This window comes from Streptomyces sp. NPDC012769, from assembly GCF_042901205.1.
In the GTDB taxonomy this organism is placed as follows: Bacteria; Actinomycetota; Actinomycetes; order Streptomycetales; family Streptomycetaceae; genus Streptomyces.
Genome location: NZ_JBIBCP010000004.1, coordinates 597,019 through 611,064, shown reverse-complemented (window position 1 = coordinate 611,064; position 14,046 = coordinate 597,019). Strand labels below are relative to the sequence as shown.

The window sequence follows — 14,046 nt, the reverse complement described above, 5'->3', positions numbered from 1 at the left end:
ACCCGTCGAGGGCGCGGCGATGAACGTCCAAGACCCCGGACGCGGAAGTCCAAACCGCCATTTCATGGCATTTCAGACATAGTATGTCTCGGCCAGTTCTGACCGGCCGAGCTCTGGGGGCCCATGACGACGCATCAGACCGTCCAGCTGGAGGCGCCGGCTCCGACCGGACCCGCGCCGGCGGGCACCGGCGCACCCGCCCAGGCCCCCGCCGGCGCCGCCGGGAAGCGCCCGCCGCGTCTGGCGCTCGTGGACGGACTGCGGCTCGCCGCGTGCCTCTTCGTCGCCGCGTTCCATTTCCTGGGGACGACGAATCCGGCCATCTGGGGTGAATCCCCCAAGGTCTTCTCGTACCTCGTGCACCGTGCCTCGATGTACGGCTGGCTCGGCGTGGAGATGTTCTTCCTCATCAGCGGCTTCGTCATCTGTATGAGTGCCTGGGGCCGCACGCCCGGCCAGTTCGCGGTCTCCCGGATCTCCCGGCTCTTCCCCGCCTACTGGTTCGTCATCCTGCTGATCGTCGCCCGCATCGCGATCATCCCCATGCAGACCGGCGACATCTCCTCGGTCATCCACCCGCGGGTCGTCCTCTCGAACCTGACGATGTTCCCCGGCCCCCTCAAGGTCGGACTGCTCGACGGCGTCGCCTGGACGCTGGACGTGGAGGCCCGCTTCTATCTGCTGATGGTCATCGTGCTGAAGTTCGGCACGACCTACGCGCGGATGATGGGCTTCTGCACGGTCTGGCTCGTGGCCGCCTTCGTCACCCACTCCACCGGGTTCAAGCTCGCCGACCAGTTCGTCCTCAGCACCTACGCCGGCTACTTCATCGCGGGCATCGCCGTCTACCTGATGTGCCGCTTCGGCCAGAACCTGATGCTCTGGTTCCTGCTCGGCATGGCCTGGGCCTACCAGCTCAGCGTGCTCCAGATCCGCGTGAACTGGCACCCGGCCACGTCCCACACCGACAAGACGGTCTCCTGGACCCTGTGCGCGCTGCTCGTGACCGGGTTCCTCGCGATCCTGATGCTGGCCTCCCTCGGCCCGCTCAGGAAGATCAAGTGGAGCTGGCTGGTCACCGCCGGCGCCCTCACGTACCCCTTCTACCTGGTCCACATGAGCCTCGGCATTCCGCTGGCCAAGGGTCTGACCCGGCACGTCCCCGAGCTGGGCCCCTGGGGCAACATCGTGGTGACGACCAGCGCCATGCTGCTGCTCTCCTACGGGATCTACCGCTGGGTCGAGAAGCCCATGAGCAGGTGGCTGCGGCGCAAACTCACCAAGGGGCTCAAGCCCAAGGAGAACCCCGAGTTCGCCCACTGAGGCACTGAGGCACTGAGGCCCGCACCCGCGCGTGCACGAGAGCGGCCCCGCACCGGATGTCCGGTGCGGGGCCGCTCTCGTACGCGTACAAAACCCGACGTCAGCCCTCGCTGACGCCCAGCTTCTCCAGGATCAGGTCCTTGACCTTCGCCGCGTCGGCCTGGCCACGGGTGGCCTTCATGACCGCGCCGACCAGGGCGCCGACCGCCGCGACCTTGCCGCCGCGGATCTTGTCGGCGATGGCCGCGTTGCCGGCGATGGCCTCGTCGACCGCCGCGCCGAGCGCGCCGTCGTCGGAGACGACCTTCAGACCGCGCTTCTCGACGACCTCGTCCGGGGTGCCCTCGCCCGCGAGGACGCCCTCGATGACCTGACGGGCCAGCTTGTCGTTCAGGTCGCCGGAGGCGACCAGGGCCGACACGCGGGCGACGTCCGCCGGGGTGATCGGGAGCTCCTCCAGGGAGACGCCCTGCTCGTTGGCGTTACGGGCCAGCTCGCCCATCCACCACTTGCGCGCCGACGCCGCGTCGGCGCCCGCCTCGATCGTGGCGACGATCGGGTCGACCGCACCCGCGTTGAGGATGGCCTGCATGTCCAGCTCGGACACGCCCCACTCCTCGCGCAGCCGGTTGCGGCGCACCCGCGGCAGCTCCGGAAGGCCCTTGCGCAGTTCCTCGACCCAGTCACGGGACGGGGCGACCGGCACCAGGTCCGGCTCCGGGAAGTAGCGGTAGTCCTCGGCGTTGTCCTTGATGCGTCCGGAGGTGGTCGTGCCGTCGTCCTCGTGGAAGTGACGGGTCTCCTGCACGATCGTGCCGCCGGCCTCCAGGACCGCCGCGTGGCGCTGGATCTCGAAGCGCGCCGCACGCTCCACGGAACGGAGCGAGTTGACGTTCTTCGTCTCCGACCGTGTACCGAAGGTCTCGGACCCCTTCGGCATCAGCGACAGGTTGACGTCGCAGCGCATCTGGCCCTTGTCCATGCGCGCCTCGGAGACGCCCAGGGCACGGATCAGCTCGCGCAGCTCGGCCACGTAGGCCTTGGCGACCTCGGGCGCGCGCTCGCCCGCACCGACGATCGGCTTGGTGACGATCTCGATGAGCGGGATGCCGGCCCGGTTGTAGTCGAGCAGCGAGTGCGAGGCGCCGTGGATGCGGCCGGTCGCGCCACCGATGTGGGTGGACTTGCCGGTGTCCTCCTCCATGTGGGCGCGCTCGATCTCCACGCGGAAGATCTCGCCGTCCTCCAGCTGGACGTCCAGATAGCCGTTGAAGGCGATCGGCTCGTCGTACTGCGAGGTCTGGAAGTTCTTCGGCATGTCCGGATAGAAGTAGTTCTTCCGGGCGAAGCGGCACCACTCGGCGATCTCGCAGTGCAGCGCGAGGCCGATCTTGATGGCGGACTCGACGCCGACCGCGTTGACGACCGGGAGCGAGCCCGGCAGGCCGAGGCAGGTCGGGCAGGTCTGCGCGTTGGCGTCCTGGCCGAGCTCGGTCGAGCAGCCGCAGAACATCTTCGTCTTCGTGCCGAGCTCGACATGGACCTCCAGGCCCATGACGGGGTCGTACTCGGCGAGCGCCGCTTCGTACGACAGCAGTTCAGTGACAGTCACGGTGGAACTTTCCCTCTCAGCCCAGCAGGACGTCGTCGTCGCCGAGGCGCTTCAGCTCGCGGTACAGGATCGCGAGGCCGGTGACGATGGCGGCGGCGGACACGGCGGCGTCGACGAGACGCAGCATGTCACCGTCGCTGCGGGCCAGCTTGGCCTGCTTGGCGACGCTGACCGCGCCGAACGCGGTGGTGGCCAGCGAGACGTAGACGCCGGTCTTCGACTTCTTGAAGTTCTTGGCCTTCTTTGCCATGGCGTTCACAGCGACGGAGCCTCCTCGAGCAGCGGGTGCCCCCACCTTTCCACGAAGGCGGCCTCGACGGCGGCACCGACCTTGTACAGGCGGTCGTCCTTCAGGGCGGGGGCGATGATCTGCAGCCCGACCGGGAGACCGTCCTCCGGCGCCAGGCCGCAGGGCAGCGACATGGCGGCGTTGCCGGCCAGGTTGGTCGGGATGGTGCACAGGTCCGCGAGGTACATCGCCATCGGGTCGTCGGCGCGCTCGCCGATCGGGAAGGCGGTGGTCGGGGTCGTCGGGGAGACGATCACGTCGACCTGCTCGAAGGCCTTCTCGAACTCGCGGGTGATGAGGGTGCGGACCTTCTGGGCCGATCCGAACCACGCGTCGTAGTAGCCGGAGCTCAGGGCGTACGTGCCGAGGATGATGCGGCGCTTGACCTCGGGGCCGAAGCCGGCCTCGCGGGTGAGCGCGGTGACGTCCTCGGCGGACCGGGTGCCGTCGTCGCCGCTGCGCAGGCCGTAGCGCAGGCCGTCGAAGCGGGCCAGGTTGGAGGAGCACTCCGACGGCGCGATGAGGTAGTACGCGGAGAGGGCGAGGTCGAAGGACGGGCAGTCCACCTCGACGATCTCGGCGCCCAGCGACTTCAGCAGCTCGACGGACTCGTCGAAGCGCTGCATCACGCCGGCCTGGTAGTGCTCGCCGCGGAACTGCTTGACCACGCCGACGCGCATCCCGGCGACGGAGCCGTTGCGGGCCGCCTCGACGACCGGCGGGACCGGGAGGTCGATGGAGGTCGAGTCGAGCGGGTCGTGCCCGGCGATGGCCTCGTGCAGCAGGGCCGCGTCGAGGACCGTACGGGCACAGGGGCCGCCCTGGTCCAGGGAGGAGGAGAAGGCCACCATGCCGTAGCGGGAGACCGCGCCGTAGGTCGGCTTGACGCCGACGGTGCCGGTGACGGCGGCGGGCTGGCGGATGGAGCCGCCGGTGTCCGTGCCGATGGCCAGCGGTGCCTCGTACGAGGCGAGGGCGGCCGAGGAGCCGCCGCCGGAGCCGCCGGGGATGCGGGTGAGGTCCCAGGGGTTGCCGGTGGGACCGTAGGCGCTGTTCTCCGTGGAGGAGCCCATCGCGAACTCGTCCATGTTGGTCTTGCCCAGGATGACCACGTCGGCGGCCTTGAGCTTCTTGACCAGGGTGGCGTCGTACGGCGGGATCCAGCCCTCGAGCATCTTCGAACCGACCGTCGTGGGCACGCCCACGGTGGTGAAGATGTCCTTGAGCGCGAGCGGCACGCCGGCGAGCGGGCCCAGCTTCTCGCCGCGGGCCCGCTTCTCGTCCACGGCACGGGCCTGGGCGAGGGCGCCCTCGCGGTCGACGTACAGGAAGGCGTGGACCTTCTCGTCGACGGCCTCGATGCGGGCGAGGTGGGCCTCGGTCACCTCGACGGCGGTGAGCTCGCCGGAGGCGATCTTCGCCGCGATCTCGGCGGCGGTGAGCTTGATGATGGTGCTGTTGTCCGTCATGACTTCTTAGTCCTCCCCCAGGATCTGCGGCACCTTGAAACGCTGCTGCTCCTGGGCCGGGGCGCCGGAGAGCGCCTGCTCGGGGGTGAGCGACGGACGGACCTCGTCCGCGCGCATGACATTGGTCAGCGGCAGCGGGTGGGAGGTCGGCGGTACGTCTTGGTCGGCGACCTCGGAGACGCGGGCGACCGCGCCGATGATGTCGTCGAGCTGACCGGCGAAGTGATCGAGCTCTTCGGCCTTCAGCTCCAGACGCGCCAGCCGTGCGAGGTGTGCGACCTCCTCGCGCGTGATGCCAGGCATGCGGATCCTCACGGGGTGAGTTTGTTGGTGTTGGCCCAATCCTATGGGGCCCGCACCGCTGCCCGTGAAACGGTTTGCCCCCGGGAGGGCTCCCGGGGGTCCGGGAGGGCGTCTCGGGGGCGGGACCGTCAGGGGACCACGTGGCCGGAGGGCTGCTCGACGTCGACGATCGCCGGGGTCGCCGCCGCGCCGGCGGCGCTCGCCGCGATCTCGGCGGGGCGGCGCCAGCCGTGCTCGCCGCGGGCCAGGAGCCAGGCGGTGGTCTCGGCGGGCGGCATGGCGGCGGCGACCAGCCAGCCCTGGACGGCGTCGCAGCCCAGGTCGCGCAGCCGCTCCCAGGTCTCGTCGTCCTCGACGCCCTCGGCGACGACCAGCAGGCCGAGGGAGTGGGCGAGGTCGACGGTGCAGCGGACGATCTCGGCGTCCTCGGTGTCCACGGCGAGCCGGGCGACGAAGGAGCGGTCGATCTTCAGTTCGCTCACCGGGAGGCGGCGCAGATGTACCAGGGAGGAGTAGCCGGTGCCGAAGTCGTCGAGGGACATCTTGACGCCGTGGCCGGTGAGCCCGGCCATGGTGTCGGCGGCCCGCTGCGGGTCCTCCAGGAGCACGTGCTCCGTTATCTCCAGCTGGAGCGCGCCGGCCGGTACGCCGTGGCGGGCGAGGCGGGCGGCGACGGCGCCGGCGAAGCCGGGGGTGTGGACGTCGCGCGGGGAGACGTTGACGGCGACGGGCACGTCGAGGCCCTGGGCGCGCCAGCGGGCCACCTGGGCGAGGGCGGTCTCCAGGACGTACTCGGTGAGGTGGGGCATCAGGCCGGAGGACTCGGCGATGGCGATGAACTCGTCCGGCGGGACCTTGCCGCGCTCGGGGTGGACCCAGCGGACCAGCGCCTCGAGGCCGGCGACCTGACCGTCGAAGCGGACCTTGGGCTGGTAGTGCAGCTCGACGTCGCCGGCGTCGAGGGCGCGCCGCAGGTCGCCGAGGAGGCCGAGGCGGTCGGGGGTGTTGGAGTCGCGCTTGGACTCGTAGACCTCGACGCCGGTGCGGTCACGCTTGGCCTGGTACATGGCGACGTCGGCGCGGCGCAGCAGGCCCTCGGCGTCGAGTGCGTGCTCGGGGAAGACGGCGACGCCCGCGCTGGCCTCCAGGACCAGGGTGAGCCCGTCGAGGTCGAGCGGCGAGGAGAGCTCGGCGACGAGGTGGCGGGCGACCCGCTGGGCGCTGGTGGTGGAGTCGGCGGTGGGCAGCAGGACGGCGAACTCGTCGCCGCCGAGCCGGGCGGCCTCGGCCCCGCGCGGCAGGGCGAGGCGGAGCCGTTCGGCGATCTGGAGGAGCAGCCGGTCGCCGGCGAGGTGTCCGAGGGTGTCGTTGACCGAGCGGAAGCGGTCGAGGTCGATCAGGACCAGGGCCGAGCGGACGCCCTCGCCCTCGGCCTCCTCCAGGGCGGTCCAGGTGCGCTCCAGGAGCCACTGCCGGTTGGGCAGCCCGGTGAGCGGGTCGCGCAACTGCTCCTCGGCGCGGGCGCGGGCGATCCACAGGGTGGAGTCGAGGGCGATCAGCGGCACGGCGAAGAGCGGCAGGAGCGGCGGGCGGGAGGCGGCGACGACACAGATCAGGGGTGCGATCCCGAGCAGCGCGACGGCGACGAGTCCCTGCCGGAGCAGGGCGGTGCGGGCGACCGTGGGCAGCGCGCCGACCTGGGGGGCGAGCGCGTACCACAGCAGGAGCCGGGTCGCCACGAGATAGGCGACGGCGGCGAGTGCCACTTCCGGCAGGTCGGCGATCCCCCAGTCGAGCGGTCGCCAGGGCGCGGCGACGGTGGGGACGTCCCCGAAGGTGGCGAGGACGAGGGCGGCGGCGCCGGTGCCGATGACGTCGACGGCGCCGTGCAGCAGGCCCTGGCGCCAGCGGTGGCGGCGGGCGGCGGCGACGAGGACGACCACGGTGAGGGACACCAGGGAGGCGGCGACCCAGCCGTAGAGGAGGAGGACGGCCAGGGTGAGGGCGGCGCCGGAGCCGGTGCCGCCCCACCAGCGGTCGCGGCCGAGCGCGACCAGGTGGCCGACGATGAGGCCGGTGAGGACGGCGAGGGACCAGCCGGCGGCGCCGCCGGGGAAGAGTCCCTCGCCGGTGCTCAGCGCCCGGTACAGTCCGGCGGCGAGCACGACGGCGGCGATGCCCACCAAAACTCCGGGAAGCCCGGAGGTGATGCCCACGAACGCCGCGCGGCCCTGGGGCCGTGCGACCGGGGCGGCACTCTCGGTCGGTTTCATTCGCGTCCCTCTCACAGCCGGCGGTGCCGTCGCATCGCGGGGCCGTCGTCATGCCACTGGGCCGTCGTCCCGTCGCGTGCCGTACCGCGTGTCCTGCTCCGGCGCGCCGGCAGGGCTCTCGCACGGCCGTGCGCGACGGACGCACGGTCACCACACTAGGCCGCGGAGGGCTGCTGCGGGCACCGCTCTCCATGTCTTGCCCGAATGCGGCCCAGCCACCCGTAACGATCTGGTATGCGCCGAACGGGTGAGCTTCCGCGGCCCGTCGGGCGGCTACTCGGCGACCGGGAGGGCGACCTCCGCGGCGGCTTCGGGACCCTGTTCGAGCAGCACGGCGAACCCTTCCTCGTTCAGAACCGGAACCTTCAGCTGCATGGCCTTGTCGTACTTGGAGCCCGGGTTGTCACCCACAACGACGAAGGCGGTCTTCTTTGAAACGGAACCGGTCACCTTCGCACCAAGGGCTTGCAGGGACTCTTTTGCGCCATCCCTGGTGTAGTTCTGGAGCGTTCCGGTCACCACCACGGTCAGACCGTCCAGCGGACGCGGCCCGCGCTCCTCACCGGCACCCTCGTCCTCGAAGCTCACTCCGGCCGCACGCCACTTGCGCACGATCTCCTGGTGCCACTCCTCGGAGAACCACTGCTTCACCGCGGCCGCGATGATCGCACCGACCCCCTCGGTGTCCGCCAGCTCCTTCTCCGTCGCCTGCTCGATCCGCTCCAGGGAACGGAACTCGCGGGCCAGCGCCTCGGCCGCGACCGGACCCACATGGCGGATCGACAGACCGTTGATGAACCGGGCCAGCGGACGCGCCTTGGCCGCCTCGATGTTCGCCAGCATCGCCAGCGCGTTCTTCTTCGGCTCGCCCTTCTGGTTGGCGAAGACCGAGACGATCTTCTCCTCGCCCGTCTTCGGGTCCCGCTTGGGCAGCCCGCTGTCCGGGTCGAGGACATACGCCCTGATCGGCAGCAGCTGCTCGATCGTCAGATCGAACAGATCGCCCTCGTCCTTCAGCGGCGGCTCCGCGGGCTCCAGCGGGCGGGTGAGCGCGGCCGCCGCGACCATGCCGAAGTTCTCGATGTCCAGGCTCTGCCGGCCCGCCAGATAGAACAGCCGCTCGCGCAGCTGCGCCGGACACGTCCGCGCGTTGGGGCAGCGCAGATCGATGTCCCCCTCCTTCATCGGCTTCAGCGGCGTCCCGCACTCCGGGCACTCGGCCGGCATGACGAACTCCCGCTCGGTGCCGTCCCGCAGGTCCGCCACCGGCCCCAGGATCTCCGGGATCACGTCACCGGCCTTGCGCAGCACGACCGTGTCCCCGATCAGCACGCCCTTGGCCTTCACCACCTCCTGGTTGTGCAGGGTGGCGAACTCGACCTCGGAACCGGCCACCGTCACCGGCTCCACCTGCGCGTACGGCGTGACACGGCCCGTGCGGCCGACACCGACCTTGATGTCGAGCAGCTTGGTGTTGACCTCCTCCGGCGCGTACTTCCACGCGATGGCCCAGCGCGGGGCGCGCGCCGTGGAGCCGAGCCGGCCCTGGAGCGGGATCTCGTCCAGCTTGACGACGACCCCGTCGATCTCGTGCTCCACCGAGTGCCGGTTCTCACCGAAGTACGCGATGAAGTCCCGCACTCCGTCGAGGTCCGGGACGACCTTGTTGTGCCGGGCGGTGGGCAGACCCCACTCGCGCAGCAGCTCGTACGCCTCGGAGAGCCGGGAGATCTCGAAGCCCTCCCGGGCGCCGATGCCGTGCACCACCATGTGCAGCGGGCGGGTGGCCGTCACCTTGGGGTCCTTCTGGCGCAGCGAACCCGCCGCCGCGTTGCGCGGGTTGGCGAAGGGCTTGTCGCCGGCCTCCACCAGACGCGCGTTCAGCCCCTCGAAGGCCTCCATCGGGAAGTAGACCTCGCCGCGGATCTCCACGAGCGCCGGGATGCGCTCGCCGCGCAGCCGGTCCGGGACGTCGGCGATCGTCCGCACGTTCGGCGTGATGTCCTCGCCCGTACGGCCGTCGCCGCGGGTCGCCGCCCGGGTCAGCCGCCCGTGCTCGTACGTCAGGTTCACCGCCAGGCCGTCGACCTTGAGCTCGCACAGGAAGTGGTGGTCGCTCGTGCCGACGTCCTTGGCGATCCGCTCGGCCCAGGCGGACAGCTCCGCGTCGTCGAACGCGTTGTCCAGCGAGAGCATCCGCTCCCGGTGCTCCACGGACGTGAAGTCCGTCTCGTACGACCCGGCGACCTTCTGGGTCGGCGAATCCGGCGTCCGCAGGTCCGGATACTCCTCCTCCAGAGCCTCCAGGGACCTCAGGAGCCGGTCGAACTCGGCGTCGCTGATGACCGGCTGGTCCTTCACGTAGTACCGGAAGCGGTGCTCCTCGACCTGCTCCGCCAGCTCGGCGTGCTTCTCCCGCGCCTCGGCGGGGGCCCCCTGTTCGACTGCCACCGTTCCTCGTCCTCCCGTAGCCTGAAACCCGGTCACCTTGCCGTCACTCTGGGTTGTCCGCGAGCGATCGTGCCGCCCGGGCGCAGTGAGCGAGCGCCTTGCGGGCGTACGCCGGCGACGCGCCCGCGAGACCACAGGTCGGGGTCACCACCACGGACTCGGCGAGAGTCCCCGGATTCAGCCCCAGCCTGCGCCACAGCGTCCTGACACCCATGACGCTACCGCCCGGGTCCGACAATGCCCCCGACGCCGGGTCCGTCGACGGCACCACACCGGCGAAGAGCACGGTGCCCGCCTCCACGGCCTCGCCGACCGGCTCCTCGTCACGCTCGGTGAGCAGCCCGAAGTCGAACGACACGCCCGCGACCCCGGCCCGGCGCAGCAGCGCGAACGGCACGTCAGGGGCGCACGAGTGCACGACCACCGGCCCGTCGTGGACCGCGATCACGTCCCGCAGCGCGCCCTCCACCACCTGCCGGTCCACCGCCCGGTGGGTGCGGTAGCCGCTGGCGGTACGGACCTGCCCGCGCAGCACCGCGGTCAGCGACGGTTCGTCCAGCTGGAGCACCGGACGGGCGCCCGGGATCCGCCTGCGGAGCTCGGCGAGGTGCCCGCGCAGCCCCTCCGCGAGCGAGGCCGCCAGGTCCCGGCAGGCACCCGCGTCCCCGAGGGCCGCCTCTCCGCCGCGCAGCTCGAGCCCCGCGGCGAGCGTCCACGGCCCGACCGCCTGCACCTTGAGCGGCCCCTCGTACCCCTGGGTGAACTCCTCCAGGGCGTCCAGGTCCTCCCCCATCCACGACCGCGCCCGCCGGGTGTCCCGCCCCGGCCGGTCGCTGATCCGCCACCCGCTGGGCTCCACGTGCGCGTACAGCTCGACGAGCATCCCGATCGTCCGCCCGATCATGTCCGCCCCGGGCCCCCGGGCGGGCAGCTCCGCCAGGAACGGGAAGTCCTCGAAGGACCCGGTGACGGTCTTGGCGGCCTCGCGGGCGTCCCCGCCGGGCATGGACCCGACGCCGGTGGCGGGGCCCCAGGGGAAGGCGTTCTTCTCGCTGTCGTGGCTGATGGCGCTGTTGTCGGTCACTCCGGCAGGGTACGTGCCGTGCGCTCCAGGGCCTCGCGGGTGGCGAGGGTGACGGGGTGGTCGGGGCCGAGGACGCGGGTGCGGGCGTCGAGGACGGCGGTGAGCTCCTCGCGGGCGCGGTCGGGTGGCAGGAGGGCGGTCAGGTTGAAGCGGGCGGCCAGGGTGTCGGGGTGCTCGGCGCCGAAGCGCCGCCCCCGTGCCTCGGCGACGGCCTCCACCTCCGGGCGTGCGCTCTCGGTTTCCCCCAGCTCCCGCAGAAGCCAGGCCCGGTTCAGGCGTGTGGTGAGGGTGTCCCGGTCCTCGGGCCCCAGCAGACGCGTCTCCGCGGCCAGCACGGCATCCATCTCGGCCAGCGCCTCCGCCGTCCGGCCGAGCAGCGCGAGGGTCATGGCCAGGTTGTGGCGTGCCGCCAGGGTCTGCTGATCGTCCTCCCCCAAGAGCCGGGAGTGGTCCTCGAGCACGGCGGAGAACTCTGTGCGCGCGCCCTCGAGATCGCCGCACCGCTGGAGTGTCACGCCCTTCTGGTTGCGTAGCCGCAGGAGGAGCAGCGGGTCGCACCGCTCCGCGCGCCGCGCCTCCTCGACGATCCGGTCGAGAAAGACCCGGGCCTCCCTCTCCCTGCCGCACGCCATCAGGGCCTCGCCGTACTCGCAGCCGGCCGCGAGCACGGCCCGATGGCCGGCGGGCAGATGACGCGCCGTGCCCTCGTACACGGCCGCCGCCTGTTCGGCGGCCTCCAGGACCAGGCCCCGCAGGCTCAGCGACCGCACGGCGAGGACCGCGGCCGTCCAGCCGTTCTCGCCCACGTCCGGCCCGAGTCCGTGGAGTAGGTGCGGAACGAGCAGCGGCCACAGGGGCCCGAGCGCCTTGGGATTCTCCGTCCGCAGCGCCAACTCCGCCGACAACCGCTCCCGCTCTCCTCTGTACGCGTCCCGCACCAGCGGATGGAGCGTCACCACCGGCTCCCCGTCCGTCCGCAGGGACGCGAGGCCGAGCCGGTCCAGGGCCTGGAGGCAGGTCCACAGCTCCCCCGCCGGGATGTCGACCCGCTCGGGGGCGAAGACCCGCAGCGGTACGGGCGCGTCGGCGAAGCCGGCGAGGAGACGGAGCAGGGCCTCCGCGTGGAGGTGGCCGCGGTCGCGGAGCAGCCGCAGGGACATGGCCCAGATACGGGCGAGGGTGCCGTCGCCGTCGACGGTCAGGTCCCCCGTACCGAGGGCGTCGAGATACGCGGCATACGTGGCGGGCTCGCCCGGCGTACGGAGGAAGGCGGGGCGTTCGGCGACCGAGGCCAGGTAACGCCCGGCGCTGTCGAGGGCGAGCGGCAGGCCCCCGAGGCGTACGGCGAGCAGCTCGGCGTCCGTCGCGGTCCCGGCCTCAGGGGTGGCCCGGTCGACGAGGACCCGGGCGCCCTCCGGTCCGGGCAGGGCGCCGAGCCGGTGCAGGACGGGGCCGGTGCCCCACGCGGCGGGGTCGCCGTCGCGGGTGGTGACGAGGACGAGCCCGTCCGCCCCGGCCGGGACGCGGGCCCGGCCCGTACCGGCGGCGAGGGAGCCGGGGCCGTCGAGGAGGGCGAGGTCGTCGGCGTTGTCGAAAACAAGGAGCCAGCGGCCGGGCAGGGCGGCGAGGCTTTCCCACAGCAGGTCGGCGGTCTGGCCGGTGGCCAGCTCCTCCTCCCCGACACCGAGGCGGCGGGCGACCGCCCGCAGGCCGCCCGCGAGCCGCCCGCCGTCCTGGGCGGCGACCCACCACACGGGCGCGCCCTCGCGGGCGAGGCGGTCGGCGACCTCCAGGGCGAGGCTGGTCTTGCCGACGCCCCCAAGGCCGTACAGCACGTGGGTGCCGGTCGCGCCGAGCAGCAGACCGAGCAGCTCCTCCCGCCCGCGCAGGGGCATGCCCCGCCGCCCGAACGGCGGGGCGACGGTCACCTCGTCGACCGACGGCGGGGCCTGGTGGACCACGAGGTGCTCGATGTGCCCGGCCTGGACGACCGTCCCCTGCGTACCGCCCGAGACGACGTTGCCGCCAGGCCCCGTCATCGGTTCAGCGCCCGGGGCGCACGGTCAGGTCGTTCACCTCGGCGTCGCGCGGCAGGTCGATCGCCATGACGATCGTCGTGGCCACGGACTCGGGGTCGATCCAGCGCTCGGGGTCGTACTCCTTGCCCTCCTGCTGGTGCACCTTGGCCTGCATGGGGCTCGCGGTCCGCCCCGGGTAGACGGAGGTGACCCGCACACCGTTGCCGTGCTCCTCGTGCCGCAGCGAGTCGGCGAGCGCCTTCAGCCCGTGCTTGGAGGCGGCGTAGGCGCTCCACTCGGCGTGCGCGTTGAGCCCGGCGCCCGAGTTCACGAAGACCACGTGCCCCTTGGAGACGCGCAGTTGCGGCAGGAAGTGCCGGGTCAGCTCGGCGGGGGCGACGAGGTTGACGTTGAGCTGGTGGTGCCAGGTTTTGGGAGTGAGCTCGCCGACCGGCCCGAGGTCGACGACGCCCGCGATGTGCAGCAGCGAGTCGACCCGCTCGGGCAGGCTCTGGTGCGAGAACGCCCACGAGAGCCGGTCCGGATCGGCGAGGTCCCCCACGAGCGTGCGCGCGCCGGGAAACTCGGCGGCGAGCTCCTTGGCCCGCCCCGCGTCCCGCGCGTGCAGCACGAGCTCGTCCCCGCGCGCGTGCAGGCGCCGCGCGACGGCGGCGCCGATGCCGGAACCGGCTCCGGTGATCACATGAGTAGCCATGGGACTCATGGTCTCAGGGAAGGGGCGTTGCGGCGGACCAGAAGGCGGAGCGGACGTGCGGGGCGGGGATGCGGCCGAGGGGGTAGGAGGGGCCGTTGGGTGGGGAGACGGGGTCGGCGACGTCGGATTTTTCGACGCAGGTGGTGTCGACCTTGAAGACGATCTGCCCCTCGTGACCGACGGTCAGGGTGAGCTGAAACCCTTCCGAGGTCTTGGCGAAGATCGCCGGCATGTCCTTGTCCTGGTTGACGCCGGTGATGTCGTAGCCGCTCTTCTTCCAGAACCGCTCGATCACTCCGAGGAAGCTGCCTCGCCGCTGCTCCGAAATGATCGTCATCACCTTACGGCGACGCGTCACCGTACAACTGCCACTTGTCCAGGTGTGGTGAGTCCACTGGATCTCCGGCACGACAGCTCCGATGGTCGCGTCCAGCATCGAGTCCGCACGGTCCGCCGCGGCCTGCATGTTCATGCTTTCCATCGCTCCCCCACCTCGCGGCGCTCCACAA

11 protein-coding genes are annotated in these 14,046 nt (G+C 71.7%); 1 reads left to right on the top strand and 10 read right to left on the bottom strand.

The features are described from left to right. The first annotated feature begins 123 nt into the window (after window positions 1-123). Window positions 124-1,323, top strand: coding sequence for an acyltransferase family protein (locus ACFY7C_RS24000; RefSeq protein ID WP_389654060.1), 1,200 nt, complete (start codon window positions 124-126; stop codon window positions 1,321-1,323). 100 nt (window positions 1,324-1,423) lie between these two features. Here ACFY7C_RS24000 and gatB read toward each other — a convergent pair whose 3' ends face one another. The 10 genes from gatB to ACFY7C_RS23950 form a co-directional block, all read right to left on the bottom strand. Then, window positions 1,424-2,935 carry an Asp-tRNA(Asn)/Glu-tRNA(Gln) amidotransferase subunit GatB gene (gatB, locus tag ACFY7C_RS23995; RefSeq protein ID WP_389654058.1) on the bottom strand — a complete coding sequence of 504 codons (1,512 nt, stop codon included), beginning with the start codon at window positions 2,933-2,935 and terminating at the stop codon, window positions 1,424-1,426. Between the two features lie 16 nt (window positions 2,936-2,951). Further along, window positions 2,952-3,185, bottom strand: coding sequence for a hypothetical protein (locus ACFY7C_RS23990; protein WP_356696183.1), 234 nt, complete (start codon window positions 3,183-3,185; stop codon window positions 2,952-2,954). Between the two features lie 5 nt (window positions 3,186-3,190). After that, window positions 3,191-4,693, bottom strand: coding sequence for an Asp-tRNA(Asn)/Glu-tRNA(Gln) amidotransferase subunit GatA (gene gatA, locus ACFY7C_RS23985; protein ID WP_389654056.1), 1,503 nt, complete (start codon window positions 4,691-4,693; stop codon window positions 3,191-3,193). 6 nt (window positions 4,694-4,699) lie between these two features. Continuing rightward, entirely contained in the window at window positions 4,700-4,996 is a 297-nt protein-coding gene (gene gatC, locus ACFY7C_RS23980) for an Asp-tRNA(Asn)/Glu-tRNA(Gln) amidotransferase subunit GatC (protein WP_010984178.1), read from the bottom strand. A 128-nt stretch (window positions 4,997-5,124) separates the two neighbouring features. Beyond that, window positions 5,125-7,269: a putative bifunctional diguanylate cyclase/phosphodiesterase gene (locus tag ACFY7C_RS23975; RefSeq protein ID WP_389654054.1), complete on the bottom strand. Its 2,145-nt coding sequence runs from the start codon at window positions 7,267-7,269 to the stop codon at window positions 5,125-5,127. A 273-nt stretch (window positions 7,270-7,542) separates the two neighbouring features. Then, complete coding sequence (gene ligA / locus ACFY7C_RS23970) at window positions 7,543-9,720, bottom strand: NAD-dependent DNA ligase LigA (protein WP_389654052.1); 2,178 nt, start codon at window positions 9,718-9,720, stop codon at window positions 7,543-7,545. A 43-nt stretch (window positions 9,721-9,763) separates the two neighbouring features. Then, complete coding sequence (locus ACFY7C_RS23965; RefSeq protein ID WP_389654050.1) at window positions 9,764-10,804, bottom strand: methionine synthase; 1,041 nt, start codon at window positions 10,802-10,804, stop codon at window positions 9,764-9,766. Beyond that, a complete protein-coding gene (locus tag ACFY7C_RS23960; protein ID WP_389654048.1) occupies window positions 10,801-12,843 on the bottom strand; it encodes a tetratricopeptide repeat protein in 2,043 nt (680 codons plus the stop codon). Before ACFY7C_RS23960 ends, ACFY7C_RS23965 begins: the two co-directional genes overlap by 4 nt. A gap of 4 nt (window positions 12,844-12,847) precedes the next feature. Then, entirely contained in the window at window positions 12,848-13,546 is a 699-nt protein-coding gene (locus tag ACFY7C_RS23955) for an SDR family oxidoreductase (protein WP_356696157.1), read from the bottom strand. Between the two features lie 4 nt (window positions 13,547-13,550). Continuing rightward, on the bottom strand, window positions 13,551-14,009 hold the full coding sequence (locus tag ACFY7C_RS23950; protein ID WP_389654046.1) for a hypothetical protein: 459 nt from the start codon (window positions 14,007-14,009) through the stop codon (window positions 13,551-13,553). Window positions 14,010-14,046: the final 37 nt, after the last annotated feature.